The following is a 23,717-nucleotide window of genomic DNA, read 5'->3' on the forward strand; positions in this document are numbered from 1 at the left end:
TCAGGCGCCCTTCGCGTGCATGATCCGGCCGATCAGGTTCATCAGCACCTGCGCGGCAAGGATCGTCGTCGTGCCGCTGTGGTCATAGTCCGGCGCGACCTCGACCAGATCGACGCCAACCACCGTACCGCGCTGGCAGAGGCCAGCCAGCAGTTCCAGCACCTCGTAATAGATGAAGCCGCCGTGCGACGGCGTCCCGGTGCCCGGCGCGATCGAAGGATCGAAGCCGTCGATGTCGATGGTCACATAATAGCGCGCGCCCTGCGGCACCCGCGCCAGCACCGCCTCGACCCCCAGCTTGCGGATCTGGCGGACCGACAGGATGTCGGACCCCATCTTGCGCGCATCCTCATAACCGTCGCGGGCGGTGGAGGAGACGTTGCGGATGCCAAGCTGCGTCAGGCCCGAAACATAGGGCTTTTCCGCCGCCCGGCGCATCGGGCTGCCGTGGCCGTTGCGGACGCCGTGGCGCACATCGACGAAATCCAGATGCGCGTCGATCTGCACGACATGGATCGGGCCCTTGGCCGCGCAATCCTCGGCAAAGGCATTGATGCAGGGGATGTTGACCGAATGATCGCCCCCGATCACCACCGGCAGCGCGCCCGCCTTCAGGATCTTGCGCACGCCGAATTCGATGTTGGCATGGCTGCGCTCGGTATCGGTGTGGATGATGTCGGCATCGCCCAGATCGACGATCCGCACCTTGTCGGCGGGCAGGTAGGTGACGTCATCCTCATGGTCATAGGCCCCGCCGTGGCCGAAGGAGAAGAGGGTCGAGGCCTCGCGCACGCCACGCGGCCCGAACCGGGCGCCCGACCGCCACTGGGTGCCAAAGTCGAAGGGCGCGCCAAGGATCGCCACATCGGCGTCGATGGCGTCCCAGTCCGGTTGGTAGGGATATTTGCCGAAGGTGCAGATGCCGACGAAGGGCAGGTTCAGCCGCCCGGTGTCATAGGAATTGTCGGCCATCTGGTCCCCCCGCTTGCTGCCTTCCGCCAAGTCAGCCATCAGGAGATGATTTCTGGAATATCTATCTTTCCATGTTCACTTATGAAAATATCAATGCATGACCCGCCCCGCCCGCCCGCTCGAACGCCTGTCCCTTGGCGATATCGACCTGCGCCTCTTGCGGGTCTTCATGACCATCGTGCAGTGCAACGGCTTCTCGGCGGCGCAGGCCAGCCTCGGGATGACCCAGGCCACCATCTCGACCCACATGCGCCATCTGGAAGAACGTCTGCGGGTGCGCCTTTGCGAACGCGGCCGGGCCGGCTTCTTCCTGACCGACGAGGGGCACCAGATCCATGCCGCCTGCCGTGATCTCTTCGGTTCCATCGACCGCTTCCGGGCCACGGTCGGCGACACGGCGGGCGAGTTGAGCGGACAGCTTTCCTTCGGCACTGTCGATGCGATGGTGACCAATCCGGCGCTGAACCTCGACCGCGCGATTGGCGCCTTTCACCGCATGGCGCCAAGGGTGACGCTGGAGTTCAACGTGGCCGCGCCGCAGGTGCTTTCGCAGGGGCTGCTCAGCGGCACCTATCATGTCGTGCTGATGCCCGCGCCCGAACGGCCGGTGAACACCCATTCGCAACCTCTGTTCCTTGAAACCCAGAAGCTTTACTGCGGATCGCTGCATCCGCTGTTTGCCGTCCCCGACGTGGCGCTGACCCCTGAAAGGCTGGCAGCCCAGGCCTTCGCCGGGCGCACCTACATGCAGCGCTTGCCGATCTGCGGCCTGGATTTCGACTGGCAGGCGGCGACCCCGCATATGGAGGGGACGCTGATCCTGCTCCTTTCCGGCGCCTATATCGGCTTCCTGCCCGACCACTATGCCACAGCCGAGGTCGAGCGCGGTCGGTTGCGGGCGCTTGCCCCGGACCGGGTAAGCTTCGAGGACCTGTTCCAGATCGTCTATGCCCGGCAATCGCCGTCACGCGCGGCGCAGGCGCTGGCGAAGGCGATTGCCGATCATTGCACCGCCAAACCGGCAGGGTAGGGCGCCCTTCCGGCGGGTCTGACGGGATGTCGGGCCGTCCTATCCGGCAAGCGCCAGCGTTGCACGGGTGGCGGCGGAAAGCCGTTTGACCCCCTCGGCCAGTTTCGCGGCATCGTTCAGCGTGAAGTTGATGCGGATCGCGCGACGGTTCTTGCCCTCGGGATCGAAGACGCTGGACGGCGTGATGCAGACGCCGTGGGCCAGGCCCCGGCGCAGCAGAAGGTCGGTGTCCAGCCTTTCGTCCAGCGCGGTTGCCCAGACGAACATGCCGCCCGCCGGGACGTCCCAGCGGAAAAGGTCGCCGAGATGTTCGCTCATGGCGGCGCAAAGCGCGTCCCGGCGCGCGCGATACAGCGCCAGGGTGGCGGGCAGGATGCGCTCGGTCAGGCCCGCGGCGAAGGCGTCGAGCGTGATGCGCTGCGACAGGCCCGGGGTGCTCATGTCGGAGCCCTGCTTCGCGGTCACCAGCGCGCGGATCATCTCGGGGGCCGCGATGACCCAGCCGACGCGAAGGCCGGGAGCCAGCTCCTTGGACAGCGTTCCAAGGTAGATGACCCGTCCGTCGTAGGGGCCGCTTCCGGTCGCCGACAGATCCAGCATGCGCGGCAGGGGCGATCCATCATAGTAGAGCGTGCCGTAGGGGTCGTCCTCGACCAGCCAGGTGCCGGTCGCCCGGGCGGCATCGACCAGGTCGCGGCGCTGGCCCAGGTCGACCAGCCGCCCGGTCGGGTTCGAGAAGTTCGGCACGGTATAGGCGAATTGCGCGTCCCGCAGGGCAGGTGCGGCAGCGAAGTCCGGGTCTTCCAGCCGCATCGGCCGGTAGGCGGGGCGGCGCGGCTTCCACGCATCCAGCGCGCCCAGGTAGGCGGGGCTTTGCGCGGCGATCACCTGACCCTCCTCGAGAAGCACCTTGCCGATCAGGTCCAGCCCCTGCATCCCCCCCGTGGTGATCAGCACGTTCTCGCGCGTCAGGGCCAGGCCGGGGGCCGCGAAGCGCGCGGCGATCATGTCGCGCAGGGCGGGCAGTCCCTCGATGGGCGGGTAGGCCAGGGCATCGCCAGGATGGTTCGCAACCGCCGCCCGGGCCAGTTCGGCCAGGTCCTCGACCGGCCAGGTGGACGGGTCCGGCAAGCCGCCCGCCATGTTGATCAGGCCCGGAATCTGCCCGGCCGACAGGAAGGTCTGCGTCACGTCATTGGTGTCGGACAGCCAGCCAGCGAAAGCCGGGGGCCGGGCGCTCGTCGCCTCCGGCCGGTCCGGGATGCCACCCGACGGGGCCGATGCCGGCGCAGGGGATACGGGCCGCGCGGGTCGAAAGCTGTCGACCTTGTCCATGTCACACCTTCGGATCGGGATCGGCAGAGTTGTCCCGGCCCGCCTGCAGGATCATCCGGCCCTTCGACGCCAGGCGGCGGAACTGCGACGCGCTCTGGTAGTCGGCGTCGTGATACCAGGCGAGGGCGCGTTCCCGGTCGGGGAATTCCAGGATCACCATCCGCTCGGCAAAGTCCGGGCCGCCCTCGACCGTTTCCACCGCATCCCCCCGGGTCAGGAAGCGGCCACCGTGGCGCGCCAGCGTTGCCGGGGTCAGCGCGGTATACTTGCGGTAGGTTTCCGGGTCATGGATGGTCATCGTGCAGATGAAATAGGCGGGCATCGGTTCTCTCTTGCAGGTTTGCGCAGAGGATATCCTCGCACCGGAAGTGAATCCCTGCATTTCCTTGAAGTATTTGCAGGATCATTGCAGTCTTTCCCTACCCTTTCCGGGGGTTCCTGGGGATTTCGGCCATGCTTGACCTCGACTCGATTGACCACCGCATCCTTGCGGTCCTGCGCCGGGACGGCAGGGTTTCGATGCTGGACCTTGCCGACCGGGTCGGGCTGTCGCCGACGCCGTGCGGGCGGCGGGTCAAGCGGATGGAGGAGGCGGGGATCATCACCGGCTATGCCGCGCAGATCGATCCGGTCGCGCTGGGGCTGAACGTCAGCGTCCTGGTGTCCGTCCGGCTGGCCCGGCATGGCACCGTGGGGACGGAGCAGTTCCTGACGGCGATCTCGAAGCATCCCGAGATCACCGAATGCCTGCTGGTCACCGGCAACATCGACTATGTGCTGCGCATCTGGGTCCGGGATATCGACGCCCTCGGCACTTTCATCCGCGATGTCCTGCAATCCATCCCGGCCGTGACCGAAACCACCACGATGGTCATCCTGAAGCAGGACAAGGAATGGAAACGCCCGCGCTAGCGGGCGCCGTGGGTCAGTCCCTTTGCGCGGTCGACGATGGTGGCGGCGTCGATGCCGAAGTGGCGGTAGAGGTCGCCGATGGTACCGGTCTGGCCGAAGTGCTCGACGCCAAGGCTGACGGTGCGGTGGCCCTGTACGCCACCCAGCCAGGCAAGCGTCGCCGGGTGGCCGTCGATGACGGTCACCAGCGTGCAATGCGGCGGCAGACCTTGCAGCAGCCGCTCGACATGGGACAGGGCCGCCGCATTCCCGCGCGAGCGGGCCCGCTGCGCCGCCGTCCAACCCGCGTTCAGCCGGTCGGCAGAGGTCACCGCCAGCACGCCGATGTCGCGCCGCGCCTCGGACAGGGCGCCTGCCGCCTTGATCGCCTCGGGCGCGATGGCGCCCTGGTAGGCGATGACCACCTCGCAGTTCGGCCCCGGCGGGCGCAACCAGTAGGCCCCGTCGATGGCTCCCTGGCGAAAGGCATCATCCTGCCGCTTGCCCGGCTGCTCGATCGGGTTGGTGGTCAGGCGCAGGTAGACCGAACCGCCGGTCTCGTCGCGAAGCCAGGTGCGTTCGTCCGGGTCGCCCTCGCCGTCGCGCTGGAGGTAGTCGAAGGCCCAGCCCATGATCACCGCCAGTTCATCGGCAAAGGCGGGCTCGAAAGCCGCAAGCCCGTCCTGTGCCATGCCGATCAGCGGCGTGCCGATGGATTGATGCGCGCCGCCTTCCGGCGCCAGCGTCACCCCCGAAGGCGTGCCCACGATCATGAACCGCGCATCCTGGTAGCAGGCGTAGTTCAGCGCATCGAGACCCCGGCAGACGAAGGGATCATAGACCGTGCCGATGGGGATCAGCCGTTTGCCGAACAGGCTGTGGCTCAGCCCTGCCGCCGCCAGCAGCAGGAAGAGGTTCATCTCGGCAATCCCCAGCTCGACATGCTGGCCTTCCGGGGTGAATTCCCATTTCGCGGTCGACGGGATGCGATGCTCGATGAAGGCATCGGCCTGCGGCTTGCGGGCAAAGAGCTTCCGCCGGTTGACCCAGGGCCCAAGGTTCGTGGTGCCGGTCACGTCGGGCGATGTGGTGAGGATGCGCGCAGCCAGCGCGCTGTCGCCCTTGGACAGATCGTCGAGGATCTTTCCGAAGGCGCCTTGGGTGGAAATCTCGCGCTCCGTGTCGAAACCGATCTGCGGCACGGCCAGCCGGGCGTCGTGCAGGCGGCGGGGACCCTTGGCGAAAAAGGGGACCTCAGCCAGAAAGGCCTTCAGCTCCGCCACCTCCGCGACGGTGGCGAAGGGCTCCCATTCCTGCCCCACTTCGACGCCCATGTGCTTCTGCCAGGCCGCGAACTGCGTCGGGTTCATCAGCCCGCCGTGATTGTCCTTGTGACCGGCAATCGGCGTGCCCCAGCCCTTGATGGTGTAGGCAAGGAAACAGGTCGGCCGGTCGTGATCCACCGAGGCGAAGACTTCGGCCATCGTCTCGACGCAGTTGCCGCCAAGGTTCTCCATCAGGGCGGCCAGTTCCGCATCGCTGCGCCGCTCGATCAGCGCCGAAACCTCGCCCTGATCGCCCAGGTCGTCGGTCAGGCGCTTGCGCCAGGTGGCGCCGCCCATGAAGGTCAGCGCGGCATAGTCCTGGTTCGGACAGTGGTCGATCCAGTCGCGCAAGGCGCTTCCGCCCGGCTCGGCAAATGCCGCCCGTTGCAGCGCGCCATATTTGACGCGGATCACCTCCCAGCCGAAGGCACCGAAGATCTTCTCGATCCGGCCAAACAAGCCTTCCCGCACGATCCCGTCCAGCGACTGCCGGTTGTAGTCGATGATCCACCAGCAGTTCCGCAGATCGTTCTTCCAGCCCTCCTGCAGGGCTTCGTAGACATTGCCCTCGTCCAGTTCCGCGTCGCCGACCAGCGCCACCATGCGCCCCAACGGCAGGCCAGCCCCCCAGCGCTTTGCGGCGATGTAGTCCTGGACCAGGGAGGCGAAGGCCGTGATCGCCACCCCAAGCCCCACCGACCCGGTCGAGAAGTCGACATCGTCGCTGTCCTTGGTCCGGCTCGGGTAGCTTTGCACCCCGTGCAGCCCACGGAAGTTCTCCATCTTCGCGCGGGTCTGCTGGCCCATGAGATACTGGATCGCGTGGAACACCGGCGAGGCATGCGGCTTGACCGCCACCCGATCCTCGGGCCGCAGCGCCGAGAAATAGAGCGCGGTCAGGATCGACACCATCGACGCGGACGAGGCCTGATGCCCGCCGATCTTGATCCCGTCGACCTTGGGCCGGACATGGTTGGCGTGGTGGATCATCCAGTGCGAAAGCCACAGGAGCCGCTGTTCGAGGGTCTTGAGATGCGTCATGAAAGGTCGGTCCTGCCGGAAGATGTGCGTGGCAGTGTATCTGGCCTCTGGAAGCGAAACTCGCCAATTTTCCGCAGCCCGCGTCGTGTTTGGCAGTGGATTTCTCTACGAAGATTTCGCCTGGCGATCAAGTTCGCCTGGCCGTCGCCGTCGTCTCGTGGCAGATCGGCAGAGGGTCCTCGGGTGTCGGGCCTTTCGTCTTCGGCCTGTAGCGGGAGCTGATGGCGAAGGCCGTGAGGTCGCCCAGGACGCAGATGATCCGGTGCAGCAGGGCCGCCGTCAGCGCAGGGCCCTCGCCAAGGGTCGCCCCTAGGCCAAGAACGATCACGCCTTCGCGCACCCCTATCCCGCCCGGCGCGCCGGGGAGCAGGAAGCCGGTGGTCCAGGCGACGACGAAGACCGGGATGGACAGCAGGAAGGCTCCGTTCCCGGCCGTGGCAATCGCCTGGGTCACGCAGCCAAGCGACAGGCAAAGCGCCAGGAAGTTCACGGCGTGCAGCGCAAGCGGTTTCGCCGCCCTGGCCGGGTCCAGCCGCGTCATGGCCGACCTGCGGCGGATCATCCGGGCCAGATGCCAGATGCCGATGCCGATCCCTGCGGCCAGTGCGCCCCCAAGCGGCAGCGACAGGCCGGCAAGGGACGCGGCGATTCCGGGTGGCAAGAGCGACAGCGTAAGTTCGGGGACAAGCAGCAGGAAGGCCAGGAACAGGAAGCCACCCGCAGTCAGCAAAAGGCCGACTTCCAGCAGTATGGCCAGTCCGGCCACCGAAGCGAAGACTCCATCCGCCCGCGCCAGCGCCAGGCGCCCGAGGAGATGGGCCACATTGCCCGGGATGTACTTGGCCACCTGCGACACCAGAAGCTGCGTCTCGGCCCGGCCCGGCGGCAGCCGGACCATGAACACCGCCAGCGTGCCCGACCAGGCTCAGGATCAGAAATCGTCCCAGTTGATGTTGCGAGGGAAGGGCATCGGAAGCAGGAGGACAAGACAGGCCGCCACCGAGGCCGTCAGCACGGTGTCCAGCATGACGCGCCGAGTGTCCTGCAGCGCAGGCGCAAGGCGCTGAAGCTCTTCAGGTTTGCCTTCAGCCAGCACTGACGACTTCCAGCGCAGGTTTCTCCCGCGAGCCGGCTTCGTCGCGTGGCGGCGTGCGCGACAGGTCGCGGGCACGGATATCTTCAAGCAGGCTGCGGTCGGCGGCAATGAGGTCGGCCAGGATGCCCACGGCAAAGCGGATGGTCGCCACCGCAAGCAGCATGGCCGACAGGACCAGCGACTGGATGTGGCCGCCGCCGCCGTCGGTCGCATGGAAATAGAGGAATCGCCTGATCCCGGCGAAACCGGGCAGGGCGCAACAGGCCGCCAGCGTGAAGAAGAACCGAAGCGGGGCATAGATCACGAAGACGCGCAGAATGGTCTTGGCCGAGCGGCTGACATATTCGCCGATCCCCCGGAACAGCCGCGACGGCCGCGTGACGCGGTTCACCCGCACCGGAACCGCTGCCATCGGGATGCGCTTGCGCCCGGCCTGGATGATCGTCTCAAGCGTATAGGTATAGGTGTTGATCACGCAAAGCCGGGCTGCCGCATCGCGGGAATAGGCGCGAAAACCGCTCGGTGCATTGGGAATGTCGCTACCGCTGGCCTTGCGGACAACCCAGCTTCCCAGCCGTTGCAGAGCCTTCTTCAGCGGCGAGAAGCTGTCGATCTCGCCGATCGGCCGGCAGCCGATGACGATCTGCGCGCGGCGTTGCAGGATGGGCTGGCACAGCGCCGGAATGTCGTCGGCGCAGTACTGGTTGTCGGCGTCGGTGTTCACGATGACATCGGCGCCACGCGCCAAGGCTTCCTCGATCCGCGTCGGCCTCGCGCGCGACCCTCACTGTGTCGTCGGTGCTGCCATCGTCGATCACCAGTATCTCGACCCGGGAAATCCCGGGAATCCGTCTCGGGATGGCCGCGATCGTCTCGGCGATGGTCTGCTCCTCGTTGAGGGCAGGGATCTGGACAATCAGCTTCATCGGCGCCTCGTTGCTGCGATCACGGGAACAATGCTTTCCCAATTGGGCCGAACTGTGACCTGTGGGCGGAAGAGTATTGGAAAACGGGGACCAGGCAACCGGCGCCCTGCCGTCGGCTGTTTTCCGAGCCGAAACCGGACGCGGATGGCAGCGGAAGGCCGCAACGATCGGCCGATTTCCGCATGGCGGGGGCTGCGGCCGGGTGCTATCCCGTCGGAACGTGGCGCGTGCAAGGCAGCGTCGGTGCGGCAGATCGGAGAGAACGCGATGACGACGAAGAAGGTGGCGCTGGTGACGGCGGGCGGGTCGGGGATGGGGGCGGCGGCAGCGCGGCGGCTTGCGGCGGACGGCTACCTGGTCGGCATCCTGTCCTCCTCGGGCAAGGGCGAGGCGCTGGCGGCGGACCTCGGCGGGGTGGGCGTGACGGGCTCGAACCAGAACCCGGACGACGTGGCCCGCGTGGTCGATGCGGTGATGGCGAAATGGGGCCGGATCGACGTGCTGGTCAACAGCGCCGGTCACGGGCCGCGCAAGCAGATCCTGGAACTGACCGACGCCGACTGGCAGGGCGGCATGGACGTCTATTTCCTGTCCGCCATCCGCCCGATCCGGCTGGTCACGCCGATCATGCAGGCGCAGAAGGGCGGCGCGATCGTCAACATTTCCACCGCCTGGGCCTTCGAACCCGCGCCGATGTTCCCGACCTCGGCGGTCGCCCGCGCGGGCCTTGCGGCCTTCACCAAGATCTATGCCGACACCTATGCGCCGGACAACATCCGCATCAACAACGTCCTGCCCGGCTGGATCGACAGCCTGCCCGCCACCGAGGAACGCCGCCAGGGCGTGCCGATGGGTCGCTACGGCCGCAGCGAGGAGATCGCGGCGACGGTCGCCTTCCTCGCCTCCGACGGCGCGGGCTACATCACCGGCCAGAACCTGCGGGTCGACGGCGGCATCACCCGCAGCGTCTGAGCGATTGCGAAAGCCGCCCTGCCGCGCTATCCCCGTGATAACCAAGGGGGGAACATGAGCCGCGCATTCGTCTTTCCGGGGCAGGGCGCCCAGACCATCGGCATGGGCAAGGCCCTGGCCGAGGCCTATCCGGCGGCGAAAGCCGTCTTCGACGAGGTCGATGCGGCGCTTGGCGAAAAGCTCTCCGCCCTGATCTGGGAGGGTGACATCGCCGAGCTGACGCTGACGCAGAACGCCCAGCCCGCGCTGATGGCCACCTCCATCGCCGCCCTGCGCGCCCTTGAAAGCGAAGGCTTCGGCCTCGACCAGGCCGACTTCGTCGCCGGGCACTCGCTTGGCGAATACTCCGCCCTCTGTGCCGCCGGGTCGCTGACGCTCTCCGACACCGCGCGGCTTCTGCGCATCCGCGGCCAGGCGATGCAAGAGGCCGTCCCGGTCGGCGAAGGCGCGATGGCCGCGCTTCTCGGCCTCGACTTCGAGACCGCCATCGCGGTCGCCTCCGAGGCCGCGCAGGGCGAGGTCTGCCAGGCCGCGAACGACAACGACCCGGCGCAGGTCGTCGTCTCGGGCCACAAGGCCGCCGTCGAACGCGCGGTCGAGATCGCCAAGGCCAAGGGCGCCAAGCGCGCGCTCCTCCTGCCGGTCTCCGCCCCGTTCCACTGCGCCCTGATGCAACCCGCCGCGCATGTCATGGCGGAAGCCCTGGCGGCAGTGCCGATCGCCAAGCCGCAGGTGCCGGTCGTGGTCAACGTCCGCGCCGAGGCGGTGATGGAGCCGGACCGGATCATGGACCTGCTGATCGCCCAGGTCACCGGCTCGGTCCGCTGGCGCGAAAGCGTGCTTTGGATGGAAAAGGCGGGCGTCACCGAATTCTGGGAAATCGGCGCCGGCAAGGCGCTGTCGGGCATGATCAAGCGCACCGCCGCCAATGCCACCCCCCGCGCCATCGGCTCGCCCGATGATATTGCTGCCCTCAAGGCCTGAAAGGACCGTCCATGTTCGACCTGACCGGCAAATCCGCCCTCGTCACCGGGGCCTCGGGCGGCATCGGCGCCGACATCGCCCGGACGCTGCACAAGGCCGGGGCCACGGTGGGGCTTTCGGGTACCCGGGTGGAGCCGCTTGAGGCGCTTGCGAAGGAGCTTGGGTCGCGCGCCCATGTGCTGCCCTGCAACCTCTCGAACCCCGAAGACGTGGAAGGCCTGGTGAAGCGCGCGACCGAGGCGATGGGCGCGGTCGACATCCTGGTCAACAACGCCGGGATCACCAAGGACGGCCTCGCGATGCGCATGTCGGACGAAGACTGGCAGTCGGTGATCGACGTCAACCTGACGGCGACCTTCCGCCTGTGCCGCGCGGCGATCCGGGGGATGATGAAGGCGCGCTGGGGGCGGATCGTCAACATCTCCTCGGTCGTCGGCACCACGGGCAATGCGGGGCAGGTGAACTATGCCGCCTCCAAGGCCGGGATGGTCGGCCTGTCGAAATCGCTGGCCGCCGAAGTGGCCAGCCGGGGCATCACGGTGAACTGCGTGGCTCCGGGGTTCATCGAGACCGCGATGACCGGCAAGCTGAACGAGGCGCAGCGGGCGGCGATCCTGGGTGCGGTTCCTGCGGGCCGGATGGGCGCGCCGGAAGAGATCGCCGCCGCCGTCCTTTACCTCGCCTCGCCGGAGGCCGCTTACGTCACCGGCGCCACGCTGCACGTCAACGGCGGCATGGACATGGTTTGACGGCGGATTGACGGAACCGACCGGCACAAGTCAGGTTAAAGCGTTTGCCATGAGCGCGGACCCTTGCTATAGGCGCGCAGGATTGTTGACCCGCAAACGGGTTGAGTGAAAATGGCAGGGAAAACCGCTGCCGCAGATAGAGGAACGGACATGAGCGACATCGCTGATCGCGTGAAGAAGATCGTCGTCGAGCACCTGGGCGTCGAAGCCGACAAGGTGACGGAATCGGCCTCGTTCATCGACGACCTGGGCGCGGATTCGCTCGACACGGTCGAGCTGGTCATGGCTTTCGAGGAAGAGTTCGGCATCGAGATCCCGGACGACGCCGCCGAAACCATCCAGACCTTCGGCGACGCGGTGAAGTTCATCTCGGAAGCCGCCTGAGGGCATTCGTCCTTCGCGGGACAGCAGGGCACCCTTCGGGGTGCCTTTTGCGTTTCTGCCTCGACTGTCATCCCCGCGAAAGCGGGGACCCACCTGCGCCGCCTGGGTCCCCGCTTTCGCGGGGATGACAGTCATGCATGCACGGGCAAGCTGCCCCCTTGCACCCTCGGCAATCCCTCGCCGCAGCGTCGCCGATCGGCCTTGCCAGCCCGCCTTCCGCCCGCCACTCTGATCCCATTCCTCAGGAGGCACCCATGTCCGGCAACACCGCCCTTGGCACCATGTTCGGCGCGGCCTCCGTGGACACCTTCATGGGCCTGCCGCGCTGCCGCGACCTGTCGCGCCTGACCGCGCAGATGGCGCTGATCGGGGCGGATGGCTGCACGCCTTACCCTTCCGTCGGCTTCTACTGCGCCGGTGGCCCGGCGGCGATCCGCGCGGCGGGGGCGGCCTATGCGGCCAACCTTGCGCATATGAACTTCGACCTCGGCGGGCCGGTGTTTCCCGGCGGCGTCTCGGCGGTGGATGCGGGCGACCTGGAGCAGACCGAGGCCGATCCGGCCGGGAACCGGGCGCGCATCTTCGGCGCGGTCAGCCAGATTCTCGACCGCGGCGGGGTGCCGATGCTGATCGGCGGCGACGACAGCCTGCCGATCCCGATGCTGGAGGCCTATGGCGCGCGGGGGCGCGGCTTTACCATCCTGCAGATCGACGCCCATATCGACTGGCGCGACGAGGTGCAGGGCGAACGGCTGGGTCTGTCCTCGACCATGCGCAGGGCGTCCGAGATGGACCATGTGGACGCCATCATCCAGGTCGGCCAGCGAGGGATTGGCAGCGCCCGGGTGCAGGATGTGGCGGATGCGGAAAGCTGGGGCGTGGGCTTCGTTCCGGCAGGCGAGGTGGCGCGCTACGGGATCGACCGGGCTCTGGACCTGGTCGCCGAGGGGGCGGAGGTGATCGTTTGCCTCGACCTCGACGCGCTGGACCCTGCCGTCATGCCTGCGGTGATCGGGCGGACGGCGGGGGGCCTTGGCTACTGGCAGGTGCTGGAGCTGATCGCGGGCGTGTCCGAGAAGGCGCGGATCGTAGGGTTCGACATGGTGGAGTTCATGCCCGACCGCGACATCGACGGCCAGGGCGCGGCGGTGGCGGCGCAGCTGCTGGCGGCAGTGATGGGCATCGTGGCGAGGCAGGGGTAGACGTTAAGATTTGATGAATGTCCGCGACCAAGGGGTTGATTTCATTGGCTCCGAAAATCTGTCCACCGTGGACAGCCTCTGCGGTCCGCCGAAGAGCCTCCCCCAAGGTTGCGCGGCCTCTGGGGGCCGTGTATCACCCTGAAAAGCCTGATCCTGAAGGGAGAGCAGAATGCGGCGTGTCGTGGTCACCGGACTTGGGATGGTCACCCCTCTGGCCTGCGGTGTCGAGGAGACCTGGTCCCGCCTGCTGGCCGGCCAGTCCGGGGCGGGCACGATCACCCGGTTCGACTCGTCGGCCGTCGTGACCCAGTACGCCTGCGAGATCCCGATGGGCGACGGCTCGGACGGCACCTTCAACCCCGACGACTGGATGGAACCGAAAGAGCAGCGCAAGGTCGACGACTTCATCATCTACGGGATGGCCGCCGCCGTGCAGGCCGTCCGGGATGCCGGGTGGGACAACCCCTCCGAAGAGGAGAAGCTGCGGACCGGGGTGATGATCGGCTCGGGCATCGGGGGCCTCAATTCCATCGCCGAGACTGCGGTGCTGATCAAGGAGAAGGGCCCGAAGCGGGTCTCGCCCTTCTTCATCCCGGGGGCGCTGATCAACCTCGTCTCGGGGCAGGTCTCGATCCGCTTCGGTTTCAAGGGGCCGAACCATGCGGTCGTGACGGCCTGTTCGACCGGCGCGCATGCCATCGGTGATGCGGCGCGGCTGATCATGTGGGGGGACGCCGACGTGATGGTCGCGGGCGGGACGGAAAGCCCGATCTCGGAGATCGGGATCGCCGGGTTCAACGCCTGCAAGGCCCTGTCGACGAAGCGGGCCGACGCGCCGGAGAAGGCCAGCCGCCCCTATGACGCCGACCGCGACGGCTTCGTGATGGGCGAGGGGGCCGGGGTCGTCGTGCTGGAGGAATACGAACACGCCAAGGCCCGCGGCGCGAAGATCTACTGCGAGGTGCTGGGCTACGGGCTGTCGGGCGACGCCTACCACATCACCGCGCCGTCCGAGGACGGGGACGGCGGGTTCCGGTCGATGTCGGCGGCCTTGAAGCGGGCTGGGCTGGAGCCGAAGGACATCGACTATATCAACGCCCACGGGACCTCGACGATGGCCGACACCATCGAACTGGGGGCGGTGGAGCGGCTTCTGGGCGACCATGCCCCGAACGCGACCATGTCCTCGACCAAGTCGTCCATCGGGCACCTTCTGGGGGCGGCGGGGGCGGTGGAGGCGATCTTCTGCGTGCTGGCGCTGCGCGATCAGGTTGCGCCGCCGACGATCAACCTGGACAACCCAGCGGTGCAGCCGAAGCTGGACCTGGCCCCGAACAAGGCGGTGAAGCGCAAGATCGACGTGGCGCTGTCGAACAGCTTCGGCTTCGGCGGCACCAACGCGAGCCTCGTCCTCGGCAAGGTGCGCTAGGGATGTGGCGGTCCGTCGCCTCGAACGCGCTGACGTTCTTCATCGTGCTTCTGATCGCGATGGCGGCGCTGGTCGCCTGGGGGCGGAATGAGTTCTTCGCGGCAGGACCGCTGGCCGAACCGATCTGCCTGGAGGTGGAGAAGGGGGCCAGCCTGTCGGCGGTCAGCCGGAACCTGGAGGAGCGCGGGGCGATCACCGATGCGCGGATCTTCCGGATCGGGGCGGAATATGCCGACCGGGCGGAGGCGCTGAAGTTCGGGAGCTACATGGTGCCCGCCAAGGCCAGCATGTCGGAAGTGCTGGAAGCGATCACGGCCACGGGCAAGTCGACCTGCGGGCGCGACCTGAACTACCGGATCGGGGTGACGAAGTCCGATGTCGTGCTGAGCGAGCTGGACCTGGCCTCGAACAGCCTGACCGAGGTGACGCGGTTCGATGCCGGGGTCGAGCCCCTGCCGCCGGAGTATCTGAAAGTCTCGGACGACCCGGCGCTGGTGTTCCGGGTCACGGTGGCCGAGGGAGTGACCAGCTGGCAGATCGTGGATGCGCTGAAGAAGGCGGATTTCCTGCAGGGCGCGCTGGAGACAGTGCCGCCGGAGGGCTCGCTTGCGCCGGGCGGCTATGAGGTCGAACGCGGGACCGAGCGCGGCGCCCTGATCGCCGAGATGACCGAGAAGCAGGCGAAGATCCTGGCCGACGCCTGGGCGGGGCGGTCGGAAGGCCTGCCCTACGACACGCCGGAAGAGGCGCTGATCATGGCGTCCATCGTCGAGAAGGAAACCGGCATCCCCGAAGAGCGGGGCCGGGTGGCGAGTGTCTTCATCAACCGCTTGCAGCAGGGGATGCGGCTGCAAACCGACCCGACGGTGATCTACGGCATCACCAAGGGCGAGGGCGTGCTGGGCCGGGGCTTGCGGCAGAGCGAGTTGCGGCGCGAGACGCCCTACAACACCTATGTCATCGACGGGTTGCCGCCGACGCCTATCGCGAACCCCGGAGCCGAAGCGATCAAGGCGGCGGTGAACCCGGACCAGACCGACGATCTGTTCTTCGTCGCGGACGGCAGTGGCGGGCATGCCTTTGCCGAGACGCTGGAAGAGCACAACCAGAACGTCGCCAAGTGGCGGGCCATCGAGGCGCAGCAGGGGACGGCCGACGAAGGCGGGGTGCAGGGGCAGTGACGGTTAACAAGCCGTAAAGCCTGCGTGCAGCAAGCCTTTGATAGTGTTGTGTTTTATGCTTGACTTGCCGCGCGGTCCGATGTAGACATTGTGGCATGCTAGAAGAAGTGTCGAAGCGGCCCGGGGTGCCTCCCCGCTGGCCGCTTTTTCATTTCTCTCGTGCGGGGGCGGCATGAGGGGGTGTCGGGACTAGATGACGATCATGTTTTCGGGGGACGCGCCCAGGCCAGAAGATGTTCTGGGGAGCGCGGAGAAGTTTTACGGCATGGCGGTGCTGGAGCTGGAACGCACCATCGACGCGATCAGTGCCGGGGAATTCAACGAAGTGAAGGCAGCACAGACGGCGATCCGCGATCTTCGCGCGACGGCGCAACTGGTGTTGCAGGAAAGGGGAAAAGTTGACCAACTCCGCAAGCAGATTGCCGGACATGTCGGATCCGGCGGGGCTCTCGACCTTGACGAGGCCCGAGCTGAAATCGGGCGCCGCCTGGCTTGCCTCCGCAGCGCCGGAGGAGGTGGATGAGTTCCTGTCGGGCCTGAGCCAGAATGCGCTTCTGGCCTTGCCCTGGGTGTTCGAGTTCTGGGCGCTGCCGCATCAGCTGCCGCCGAGGGGGGCCTGGAAGACCTGGGTGATCATGGGCGGGCGCGGGGCGGGCAAGACCCGGGCCGGGGCGGAGTGGGTGCGGGCTCAGGTGGAGGCGGCGGGGCCGTTGGACCCCGGCAAGTGCAAGCGGGTGGCGTTGGTCGGCGAGACGGTGGACCAGGTGCGCGAGGTGATGGTGCTGGGCGAGAGCGGGATCATCGCCTGCTCGCCGCCGGACCGGAAGCCGGAGTGGCTGGCGTCGAAGAACCAGCTTCTGTGGCCGAACGGGGCAGTGGCGCAGGTGTTCTCGGCGCATGAGCCCGAGGCGATGCGGGGGCCGCAGTTCGATGCGGCCTGGGCGGATGAGCTGGGCAAGTGGAAGAAGGGGGGCGACGCCTGGGACCAGTTGCAGTTCGCGCTTCGCTTAGGGAAGAGCCCGCAGGCGGTGGTGACGACGACCCCGCGCAACGTGGGGGTGCTGAAGGCGATATTGAAGAACCCGTCGTCGGTGGTGACACATGCGCCGACCGAGGCGAACCGGGCCTATCTGGCGGAAAGCTTCCTGGCGGAAGTGCAGGCGCGCTATGGCGGGACCAAGTTCGGTCGGCAGGAGCTGGAAGGCGTGCTCGTCGAGGAGGCGGAGGGGGCGCTGTGGACCGCCGCGATGCTGGAGGCGGCGCGGGTGGACGAGGTGCCGGTCTTCAACCGGGTGGTGGTGGCGGTGGATCCTCCGGTGACCTCGATGAAGTCGAGCGACGAATGCGGCATCGTGGTCGTCGGCGCGGATACCCGGGGCGAGCCGAAGGATTGGCGCGCGGTGGTGCTGGAGGATGCCTCGGTGAAGGGCGCCACGCCCGAGGGCTGGGCGCGGGCGGCCTTGGCAGCGATGGAGCGGCACGGGGCGGAGCGGTTGGTGGCAGAAGTGAACCAGGGCGGCGATCTGGTGGAGCGGCTGGTCAGGATGATCGACCCGCTGGTGCCCTATCGCGGGGTCCATGCGACGCGGTCGAAGATGTTGCGGGCCGAGCCGGTGGCAGCCTTGTACGAGCAGGGCAGGGTCAGCCATGTCCGGGGCCTTGGCGCTTTGGAAGAGCAGCTGGGCAAGATGACAGCGGTGGGCTGGCAGGGGGCGGGGTCGCCCGACCGGCTGGATGCGCTGGTCTGGGCGCTGACCGATCTGATGCTGGGGGCGTTGCACGGGCAGCGACCCAGCGTGCGGTCGCTTTAGCGGATCTAGGGATTTGGCAGGTCATATGGCCGGGCGCATCAGGCAGCCCGGACAGTCGGGCACGGCCCCGGGGCATGAAGGAGTGCGAGGATGGTCTTCGATTTTCTGCGGAAGGTGCCGGTTGAGGTGGTGCCAGAGCGCAAGGCCAGTGCGGTGGGCCGGGTGATCGCCTGGGGCAATGCGGGCCGGGTGGCCTGGAGCCCCAGGGATGCCGCCAGCCTGACGCGGACGGGGTTCCAGGGCAATCCGGTGGGGTTCCGGGTGGTGCGGCTGATCGCCGAGGCGGCGGCGGCGCTGCCGTTGGTGTGCCAGACTGCGGACCAGCGGTTCGATACGCATCCGGTGCTGGACCTGATCAGCCGCCCGAATGGCGCGCAGGGGCGGGCGGAGTTCCTGGAGGCGGTCTACGGCTACCTGCTGCTGGCGGGGAATGCCTATGTCGAGGCGGTGCCGGGGGCGGGCGCGGTGCCGGGTGAGCTGCATGTGCTGCGGTCGGACCGGATGAACCTGGTGCCGGGGGCGGATGGCTGGCCGGTGGCCTATGACTACACGGTCGGCGGGCGGACGCATCGGTACGATGTGACGGGCGAGATGAGCCCGATCTGTCACCTCAAGACCTTCCACCCGCAGGACGATCACTATGGCTTTTCGCCGATGCAGGCGGCGGCGGTGGCGGTGGATGTGCATAACTCGGCGTCCTCCTGGTCGAAGGCGCTGCTGGACAATGCGGCGCGGCCTTCGGGGGCCATCGTCTACAAGGGCGCGGACGGGGCGGCCTCGCTGTCGTCGGACCAGTATGACCGGCTGGTGAGCGAGATGGAGGCGCATCATCAGGGCGCGCGGAATGCCGGGCGGCCGATGTTGCTGGAGGGAGGGCTGGACTGGAAGCCGATGGGCTTCTCGCCCAGCGACATGGAGTTCCAGAAGACCAAGGAAGCGGCGGCGCGGGAGATCGCGATCGCCTTCGGGGTGCCGCCGATGCTGCTGGGGATCCCGGGCGATGCGACCTATTCCAACTATCAGGAGGCGAACCGGGCGTTCTACCGGCTGACGGTGCTGCCCCTGGCGACCAAGGTGCTGGCGGACCTGGCGCATTGGCTATCGGGCTTCGCGGGCGAGGCGGTGGAGCTGAAGCCCGATCTCGACCAGGTGCCGGCGCTGGCGTCGGAGCGGGACCAGCAATGGGCGCGGGTGGCGGCGGCGGAGTTCCTGACGGTGGCGGAGAAGCGGATGCTCTTGGGCCTGCCGAAGCTGGCGGAGGAGGAATGACAGCGCGGCGGTCGGAAGGGGGCTCGCGGTTCCTGTACGAGAGCTTCGACGCGGCGGCGGCGCGGATCGAGGCGAACGAGCGGGTCGCGGATGAGCGCTGGGCGGGGCTGGAATATCGGCTGGGGCTGATCGAGGCGACGCTGGAGCGGTTGGAGAAACGGATCTGGGTCGGCGTCTACGGCGTGGCGGCGTTCCTGTTGGCACAGATGGCCGAGACGGTCATGCAGGCGGCGATGAGGTGAGGGAATGAGCGAGTTTGGAGCACCCGAGCGCAAGTTCCATCGGCCCGAGGCGGGGCTGGTGGTGAGCGAGGGGCATGTGGTCGAGGGCTATGCCTCGCTGTTCGGCAAGACCGACCAGGGCGGCGACGTCGTGCAGAAGGGCGCCTATGCGGCGAGCCTGAAGCGGCTGGGCGTGCGGGGTGGCCGGGTCAAGATGCTGTGGCAGCACGATCCGGGCCAGCCGATCGGGGTCTGGGACGAGGTGAAGGAGGACGCCGCGGGCCTTTGGGTCAAGGGGCGCATCCTTACCGAGGTGGAGAAGGGCCGCGAGGTGGCGGCGCTGGTCCAGGCGGGGGCCATCGACGGGCTGTCCATCGGCTATCGCACGGTCAGGGCGGAACGCGACGGCAAGGGCCAGCGCCTGTTGTCGGAACTGGAGCTTTGGGAGGTGTCGCTGGTGACCTTCCCGATGCTGCCCGAAGCGCGGGTCGCGGCCAAGGCCGAGGCCCTGGACGATGGCTGGCGTCACATTGCGGCGGTCTTCGAGGACGCGCGCCGCAGCCTGGCCGACCACCGGACGGGCTGAACAGCCCCCCACCCCCATCCCCTCCCCACGAGGGGGAGGGGAGGCGCGGGTGACGACCGCGCTCTCGATACTGAAACGGAAGGGAAGAAAGATGACCGAGACCAAGTCTCGGGCCGGGGAAGGTCTGTCCCCTGCCCATTCGCCGGCCGAAGAGGCCAAGGCCGCGATGGCCGGTTTCCTGAAAGAATTCAGCAGCTTTCAGGACGAAGTGAAATCCACGCTGAAACATCAGGAAGAGCGACTGACCATGCTGAACGCAAAGACGATGGCCTATGGCCGCCCCGCACTTTCGGCCCGCGCGGAGGTGGAAGCCCCGCATCAGAAGGCGTTCAACGCCTATCTGCGGTCGGGCGACGATGACGGCCTGCGCGGCCTGACCCTGGAAGGCAAGGCGATGTCCAGCGCCGTGGCCGCCGATGGCGGCTATCTGGTCGACCCGCAGACCTCGGATCGCATCCAGTCGCTGCTTCTGTCCACCTCCAGCTTGCGGTCGGTGGCGAACGTGGTGCAGGTCGAGGCGACCTCGTTCGACGTGATCGTGGACCGCAGCGAAGTGGGGTCGGGCTGGGCGACCGAGGCCGCGGCCACGACCGAGACCGCGACGCCGGTGATCGAGCGCATCTCGATCAAGCTGCACGAGTTGGCGGCGATGCCGAAGGCCTCGCAGCGCCTGCTGGATGACAGCGCCTTCGATGTGGAAGGCTGGCTGGCCGAGAAGATCGCCACCCGCTTCATCCGTGCGGAAGCTGCGGCCTTCATCAACGGCGATGGCGTGGACAAGCCGAAGGGCATCCTGCTGCCGACCAAGGTGGCGAACGCGTCCTGGACCTGGGGCAACATCGGCTACATCCCCACAGGGGCGGCGGCGGATTTCGCCACCACCAACGCGGCGGATTGCATCATCAACCTGGTCTATGCGCTGGGCGCGGACTACCGGGCAAACGGCAGCTTCGTGATGAACTCGAAGACCGTGGGCGCAGTGCGCAAGATGAAGGATGCCGATGGCCGCTTCCTGTGGTCGGACGGTCTGGCGGCGGGCGAGCCGTCGCGGCTGATGGGCTATCCGGTCGTCGTTTCGGAAGACATGCCCGACATCGCGGCGGGTGCCTATGCCGTGGCCTTCGGCGACTTCCGCGCGGCCTATACCATCGCGGAACGCCCGGACCTGCGCATCCTGCGCGATCCGTTCTCGGCAAAGCCCAATGTCCTCTTCTACGCCAACAAGCGCGTGGGCGGCGACATCACCGACTATGCGGCGATCAAGCTGTTGAAGATCGCGGTGTCGTGACGTTCCGGCCCGGTCCCTGCGGGGGCCGGGCCTTTCCTGCCCTCGCGTATCGCAACGGCCCGGCCCGGGCGGAGACCTGATCATGATGTTGACCGAAGAGACCCCGGTGCCGTCGCTGGCGCTGCCGGTGGAAGAGATGAAGGACCATCTGCGGATGGGCAGCGGCTTTGCCGACGACGGGCTGCAGGACGGGCTGATCGAGACCCACCTTCGCGCCGCGCTCGCGGCCATCGAGGGGCGGATCGGCAAGATGCTGTTCCAGCGTCGGTTCCTCTGGGCGCTGGAGTGCTGGCGGGACGAGGAACAGGCGCTGCCGGTGGCGCCGGTGTCGAGTGTGGTGAGCGTGACGCTTGTCGACGCGGTGGGGGGCGAGGTCTTGGTGCCCGCGGGCGCCTATCGGCTGGTGAAGGATCTGCATCGCCCGCGGCTGGCGGGGAAGGGTGGGGCGCTGCCGACCATTCCGGGTGAGGGGCTGGTCAAGGTGGTGTTCGATGCGGGCTTCGGCGCGGCCTGGACCGACATTCCGGTCGATCTGCGGCAGGCGGTGTTGCTGCTGGCCGGGGAGTTCTACGAGCACCGGCACGACGATGGTGCGCAGGCGGCGGGGCTGCCCTTCGGGGTGGTGACGCTGATCGAGCGCTGGCGGACGGTACGCATCCTGGGCGGGGGCAGGAAATGAACGCGCCCCATTTGAACCGGGCGCTGGTGCTGGAGGGGGTCGTCAGGACCCCGGACGGCGCGGGCGGTTTCACTTCGGCCTGGACGGCTCTGGGGACGCTCTGGGCCGAGGTGTTGCCGGGGTCCGGCAGCGACACCTTGGGCGAGGAGCGGATGCTGTCGGCGGTGCCCTATCGGGTGACGATCCGGGGGGCGGCAGTCGGATCGCCCTCGCGCCCGAAGGCTGGACAGCGGTTTCGTGAGGGAACCCGGCTGTTCCTGATCCAGGCGGTGACCGAGCGTGATCCTCAGGGCCGCTACCTGACCTGTTTCGCCCGCGAGGAGGTGCCGAAATGAGCTATGGTGCAGCACCCGCCCTGCAAACGGCGGTGTTCCAGCGGCTGTCGGGCTGGCCCGCGCTGGCGGGCGTGGCGATCTACGACGCGGTGCCGCCGAACGTGACCGGAACCTTCGTGCTGATCGGACCAGAGGAGGCGCGGGACCAGTCCGACAAGTCGGGCGCGGGGGCCGAGCATCAGCTGGTGATCAGCGTGATCACCGACGCGACAGGCTTTCTGTCCATAAAGACGATTGCCGCCGACATCTCGGACGCGCTGATCGGGGCTCCCCTGACGCTGTCGCGGGGCACGCTGGTCAGCCTGTTCTTCGTCCGGGCCTCGGCGCGCCGGATCGAAGAGGGCGAGACGCGGCGGATCGACCTGACTTTCCGGGCGCGCGTGCAACTGTAGCGCCCGCCCAACACCCTTCACACGGAGAGCGAACATGGCTGTGCAAAGCGGCAAGGATCTGCTGATCAAGATCGACCAGACGGGGGACGGCCAGTTCGTCACCATCGCGGGCCTGCGGGCAACCCGGATCAGCTTCAACACGGAATCGGTGGATGTCACCAGCCTGGAAAGCCAGGGCGGCTGGCGTGAGCTGCTGGCGGGGGCGGGGGTGAAGTCGGCCGCGATCTCGGGCTCGGGCGTGTTCCGGGACGAGAATACGGATGAACGCGCCCGGCAGGTGTTCTTCAACGGCGAGATCCCGGATTTCCAGGTGGTGATCCCGAGCTTCGGGGTGATCGAGGGACCGTTCCAGATCACCAGCATCGAATATTCGGGGAGCCACAACGACGAAGCGAGCTACGAGATGGCGATGGCCTCGGCGGGCGCCCTGACCTTCACGGCCCTCTGATGGCGAACCCCTGGGCAGGCGAGGTGGCGATCTGGTTGGACGGGCAGCGTCATGTGGCGAAGCTGACTTTGGGCGCGCTGGCCGAGCTGGAGGAGGCGCTGGAGACGGGGTCGCTTCTGGATTTGGTGCAGCGGTTCGAGGAGCGGCGATTTTCGACGCGGGACGTGTTGGCGCTGATCGTCGCGGGGCTTCGCGGGGGCGGGTGGCAGGGTTCGGCTGCGGACCTCCTCCGGGTCGAGATCGGCGGCGGGCCGGTCGAGGCGGCGCGGGCGGCGGCTGAGTTGCTGGCGCGGGCCTTCGCGCTGCCGGAAGAGCCATGAGCGGCATCGACTGGTCCGGGCTGATGCAGGCGGGCCTGCATGGGCTGGGGCTGGAACCGGCGGTCTTCTGGCGGCTCACGCCGGTGGAGTTGAAGATCATGCTGGGGCGGGAGGGACTGGTCCCGCCCCTGACGCGCGCGCGGCTGGCGGAACTGGCGGCGGCGTTCCCGGATGTGAGGAAGGATCAGGACGATGGCGGATATCGGAACGATGCAGGAGCAGCTTCAGGCGCTTGAGGCGCAGATGGGGTCGTCGGTGTCGATGGTGGCGGCGTTCGACGGTGAGCTTTCGCGGATGCGGGAGACGATGATCTTCACCGGTCGTGAGGTGAACACTCTGTCGAGCGGGATCAGCGGCGGGCTGCGGAAGGCGTTCGACGGGCTGGTCTTCGACGGAATGAAGCTGAACGACGCGCTGAAGTCGGTGGCGAGTACCATCGTCGACACGGTCTATTCCATCGCGATCAAGCCGGTGACGGGTGCGCTGGGCGGTTTGCTGGCGCAGGGTGTGGCGGGGGTGATGGGGGCGGGGATGCCCTTTGCCAATGGCGGGGCCTTCAGCCAGGGCAAGGTGATGCCCTTCGCCAAGGGCGGGATCGTCGGCGCGCCGACCACCTTTCCGATGCGCGGCGGGCGCGGGTTGATGGGCGAGGCAGGCCCGGAGGCGATCATGCCGCTGGCACGCGGACCGGACGGTCGGCTGGGGGTGCAGGCGGGCGGGGGCAGGGCGGTCAATGTGGTGATGAACATCACGACGCCCGACGTCCAGGGCTTCCAGTGCAGCCAGTCGCAGGTGGCGGCACAGGTCAGCCGTGCCCTGGCGCGCGGCCAACGCAATCGGTGAGGTGAGAG

29 protein-coding genes and 1 pseudogene are annotated in these 23,717 nt (G+C 67.6%); 22 read left to right on the forward strand and 8 right to left on the reverse strand.

The genetic code is table 11. The features are described 5' to 3' along the window. Nucleotides 1-972 carry an agmatinase gene (gene speB, locus ACE3P6_RS07840; protein ID WP_374393560.1) on the reverse strand — a complete coding sequence of 324 codons (972 nt, stop codon included), beginning with the start codon at nucleotides 970-972 and terminating at the stop codon, nucleotides 1-3. Nucleotides 973-1,069: 97 nt separating this feature from the next. Between speB and ACE3P6_RS07845 the strand changes: the two genes are divergently transcribed. Further along, complete coding sequence (locus ACE3P6_RS07845) at nucleotides 1,070-2,002, forward strand: LysR family transcriptional regulator (RefSeq protein WP_374393502.1); 933 nt, start codon at nucleotides 1,070-1,072, stop codon at nucleotides 2,000-2,002. A 39-nt stretch (nucleotides 2,003-2,041) separates the two neighbouring features. Here the strand turns inward: ACE3P6_RS07845 and ACE3P6_RS07850 are convergent, their stop codons facing one another. Both ACE3P6_RS07850 and ACE3P6_RS07855 read right to left on the reverse strand, forming a co-directional pair. Next, a complete protein-coding gene (locus ACE3P6_RS07850) occupies nucleotides 2,042-3,337 on the reverse strand; it encodes a PLP-dependent aminotransferase family protein (protein ID WP_374393504.1) in 1,296 nt (431 codons plus the stop codon). Nucleotide 3,338: 1 nt separating this feature from the next. Beyond that, nucleotides 3,339-3,659, reverse strand: coding sequence for a DUF1330 domain-containing protein (locus tag ACE3P6_RS07855; RefSeq protein ID WP_374393506.1), 321 nt, complete (start codon nucleotides 3,657-3,659; stop codon nucleotides 3,339-3,341). Between the two features lie 131 nt (nucleotides 3,660-3,790). Between ACE3P6_RS07855 and ACE3P6_RS07860 the strand changes: the two genes are divergently transcribed. Then, nucleotides 3,791-4,249 (forward strand): Lrp/AsnC family transcriptional regulator, encoded by a 459-nt coding sequence (locus ACE3P6_RS07860; RefSeq protein WP_374371347.1) that lies wholly within the window; start codon nucleotides 3,791-3,793, stop codon nucleotides 4,247-4,249. Here the strand turns inward: ACE3P6_RS07860 and ACE3P6_RS07865 are convergent. The 5 genes and pseudogenes from ACE3P6_RS07865 to ACE3P6_RS07885 form a co-directional block, all read right to left on the reverse strand. Next, nucleotides 4,246-6,594 (reverse strand): transketolase, encoded by a 2,349-nt coding sequence (locus ACE3P6_RS07865; protein ID WP_374393509.1) that lies wholly within the window; start codon nucleotides 6,592-6,594, stop codon nucleotides 4,246-4,248. The two genes, ACE3P6_RS07860 and ACE3P6_RS07865, sit on opposite strands and share 4 nt — an antisense overlap. Nucleotides 6,595-6,721: 127 nt before the next feature. Further along, the gene (locus tag ACE3P6_RS07870) at nucleotides 6,722-7,492 is read right to left on the reverse strand and encodes a hypothetical protein (RefSeq protein WP_374393511.1); all 771 of its coding nucleotides are present in this window, start codon (nucleotides 7,490-7,492) and stop codon (nucleotides 6,722-6,724) included. Between the two features lie 33 nt (nucleotides 7,493-7,525). Beyond that, nucleotides 7,526-7,690 (reverse strand): hypothetical protein, encoded by a 165-nt coding sequence (locus ACE3P6_RS07875; protein ID WP_374393513.1) that lies wholly within the window; start codon nucleotides 7,688-7,690, stop codon nucleotides 7,526-7,528. Next, on the reverse strand, nucleotides 7,680-8,414 hold the full coding sequence (locus ACE3P6_RS07880; RefSeq protein WP_374393515.1) for a hypothetical protein: 735 nt from the start codon (nucleotides 8,412-8,414) through the stop codon (nucleotides 7,680-7,682). The genes ACE3P6_RS07875 and ACE3P6_RS07880 overlap by 11 nt, the downstream gene beginning before the upstream one ends. Before the next feature lie 97 nt (nucleotides 8,415-8,511). Beyond that, a pseudogene (locus ACE3P6_RS07885) lies at nucleotides 8,512-8,616 on the reverse strand (glycosyltransferase family 2 protein); the annotation flags it as partial. 267 nt (nucleotides 8,617-8,883) lie between these two features. Between ACE3P6_RS07885 and ACE3P6_RS07890 the strand changes: the two are divergent. The 20 genes from ACE3P6_RS07890 to ACE3P6_RS07985 all read left to right on the forward strand — a co-directional run bounded on the left by ACE3P6_RS07890 (nucleotide 8,884) and on the right by ACE3P6_RS07985 (nucleotide 23,709). Beyond that, entirely contained in the window at nucleotides 8,884-9,588 is a 705-nt protein-coding gene (locus ACE3P6_RS07890; protein WP_374393562.1) for an SDR family oxidoreductase, read from the forward strand. Nucleotides 9,589-9,642: 54 nt separating this feature from the next. After that, a complete protein-coding gene (gene fabD / locus ACE3P6_RS07895; protein WP_374393517.1) occupies nucleotides 9,643-10,572 on the forward strand; it encodes an ACP S-malonyltransferase in 930 nt (309 codons plus the stop codon). A gap of 11 nt (nucleotides 10,573-10,583) precedes the next feature. Then, complete coding sequence (gene fabG / locus ACE3P6_RS07900; protein ID WP_374393519.1) at nucleotides 10,584-11,321, forward strand: 3-oxoacyl-[acyl-carrier-protein] reductase; 738 nt, start codon at nucleotides 10,584-10,586, stop codon at nucleotides 11,319-11,321. 150 nt (nucleotides 11,322-11,471) lie between these two features. Then, nucleotides 11,472-11,705, forward strand: a complete 234-nt coding sequence (locus ACE3P6_RS07905) for an acyl carrier protein (protein WP_128515501.1) — start codon at nucleotides 11,472-11,474, stop codon at nucleotides 11,703-11,705. A 254-nt stretch (nucleotides 11,706-11,959) separates the two neighbouring features. After that, nucleotides 11,960-12,907, forward strand: coding sequence for an arginase family protein (locus tag ACE3P6_RS07910; RefSeq protein ID WP_374393521.1), 948 nt, complete (start codon nucleotides 11,960-11,962; stop codon nucleotides 12,905-12,907). Between the two features lie 169 nt (nucleotides 12,908-13,076). Next, entirely contained in the window at nucleotides 13,077-14,336 is a 1,260-nt protein-coding gene (gene fabF / locus ACE3P6_RS07915) for a beta-ketoacyl-ACP synthase II (RefSeq protein WP_374393523.1), read from the forward strand. Nucleotides 14,337-14,338: 2 nt separating this feature from the next. Continuing rightward, entirely contained in the window at nucleotides 14,339-15,517 is a 1,179-nt protein-coding gene (gene mltG / locus ACE3P6_RS07920; RefSeq protein WP_374393525.1) for an endolytic transglycosylase MltG, read from the forward strand. Between the two features lie 193 nt (nucleotides 15,518-15,710). After that, entirely contained in the window at nucleotides 15,711-16,040 is a 330-nt protein-coding gene (locus ACE3P6_RS07925; RefSeq protein WP_374393527.1) for a hypothetical protein, read from the forward strand. Further along, complete coding sequence (locus ACE3P6_RS07930; RefSeq protein ID WP_374393564.1) at nucleotides 16,033-17,328, forward strand: DNA-packaging protein; 1,296 nt, start codon at nucleotides 16,033-16,035, stop codon at nucleotides 17,326-17,328. The genes ACE3P6_RS07925 and ACE3P6_RS07930 overlap by 8 nt, the downstream gene beginning before the upstream one ends. Before the next feature lie 90 nt (nucleotides 17,329-17,418). Further along, nucleotides 17,419-18,597 carry a phage portal protein gene (locus ACE3P6_RS07935; protein ID WP_374393529.1) on the forward strand — a complete coding sequence of 393 codons (1,179 nt, stop codon included), beginning with the start codon at nucleotides 17,419-17,421 and terminating at the stop codon, nucleotides 18,595-18,597. Continuing rightward, nucleotides 18,594-18,839 (forward strand): hypothetical protein, encoded by a 246-nt coding sequence (locus tag ACE3P6_RS07940; protein ID WP_374376883.1) that lies wholly within the window; start codon nucleotides 18,594-18,596, stop codon nucleotides 18,837-18,839. The genes ACE3P6_RS07935 and ACE3P6_RS07940 overlap by 4 nt, the downstream gene beginning before the upstream one ends. Before the next feature lie 4 nt (nucleotides 18,840-18,843). Beyond that, nucleotides 18,844-19,404, forward strand: a complete 561-nt coding sequence (locus ACE3P6_RS07945; RefSeq protein WP_374393531.1) for an HK97 family phage prohead protease — start codon at nucleotides 18,844-18,846, stop codon at nucleotides 19,402-19,404. Nucleotides 19,405-19,495: 91 nt separating this feature from the next. After that, nucleotides 19,496-20,692, forward strand: coding sequence for a phage major capsid protein (locus tag ACE3P6_RS07950; protein WP_374393533.1), 1,197 nt, complete (start codon nucleotides 19,496-19,498; stop codon nucleotides 20,690-20,692). An 82-nt stretch (nucleotides 20,693-20,774) separates the two neighbouring features. Continuing rightward, entirely contained in the window at nucleotides 20,775-21,371 is a 597-nt protein-coding gene (locus tag ACE3P6_RS07955; protein WP_374393534.1) for a hypothetical protein, read from the forward strand. Next, the gene (locus ACE3P6_RS07960; RefSeq protein WP_374393536.1) at nucleotides 21,368-21,706 is read left to right on the forward strand and encodes a head-tail adaptor protein; all 339 of its coding nucleotides are present in this window, start codon (nucleotides 21,368-21,370) and stop codon (nucleotides 21,704-21,706) included. Before ACE3P6_RS07955 ends, ACE3P6_RS07960 begins: the two co-directional genes overlap by 4 nt. After that, nucleotides 21,703-22,098: a DUF3168 domain-containing protein gene (locus tag ACE3P6_RS07965; protein WP_374376878.1), complete on the forward strand. Its 396-nt coding sequence runs from the start codon at nucleotides 21,703-21,705 to the stop codon at nucleotides 22,096-22,098. The genes ACE3P6_RS07960 and ACE3P6_RS07965 overlap by 4 nt, the downstream gene beginning before the upstream one ends. A 34-nt stretch (nucleotides 22,099-22,132) precedes the next feature. Then, complete coding sequence (locus tag ACE3P6_RS07970; RefSeq protein ID WP_197645748.1) at nucleotides 22,133-22,546, forward strand: phage major tail protein, TP901-1 family; 414 nt, start codon at nucleotides 22,133-22,135, stop codon at nucleotides 22,544-22,546. Then, entirely contained in the window at nucleotides 22,546-22,866 is a 321-nt protein-coding gene (locus ACE3P6_RS07975) for a gene transfer agent family protein (RefSeq protein WP_374393539.1), read from the forward strand. Before ACE3P6_RS07970 ends, ACE3P6_RS07975 begins: the two co-directional genes overlap by 1 nt. After that, nucleotides 22,863-23,102: a rcc01693 family protein gene (locus tag ACE3P6_RS07980; RefSeq protein ID WP_374393541.1), complete on the forward strand. Its 240-nt coding sequence runs from the start codon at nucleotides 22,863-22,865 to the stop codon at nucleotides 23,100-23,102. The genes ACE3P6_RS07975 and ACE3P6_RS07980 overlap by 4 nt, the downstream gene beginning before the upstream one ends. Next, nucleotides 23,059-23,709, forward strand: a complete 651-nt coding sequence (locus ACE3P6_RS07985; RefSeq protein ID WP_374393543.1) for a phage tail tape measure protein — start codon at nucleotides 23,059-23,061, stop codon at nucleotides 23,707-23,709. Before ACE3P6_RS07980 ends, ACE3P6_RS07985 begins: the two co-directional genes overlap by 44 nt. Nucleotides 23,710-23,717: the final 8 nt, after the last annotated feature.

Origin of the sequence: Tabrizicola sp. (genome assembly GCF_041911175.1) — a bacterium.
In the GTDB taxonomy this organism is placed as follows: domain Bacteria; phylum Pseudomonadota; class Alphaproteobacteria; order Rhodobacterales; family Rhodobacteraceae; genus Tabrizicola.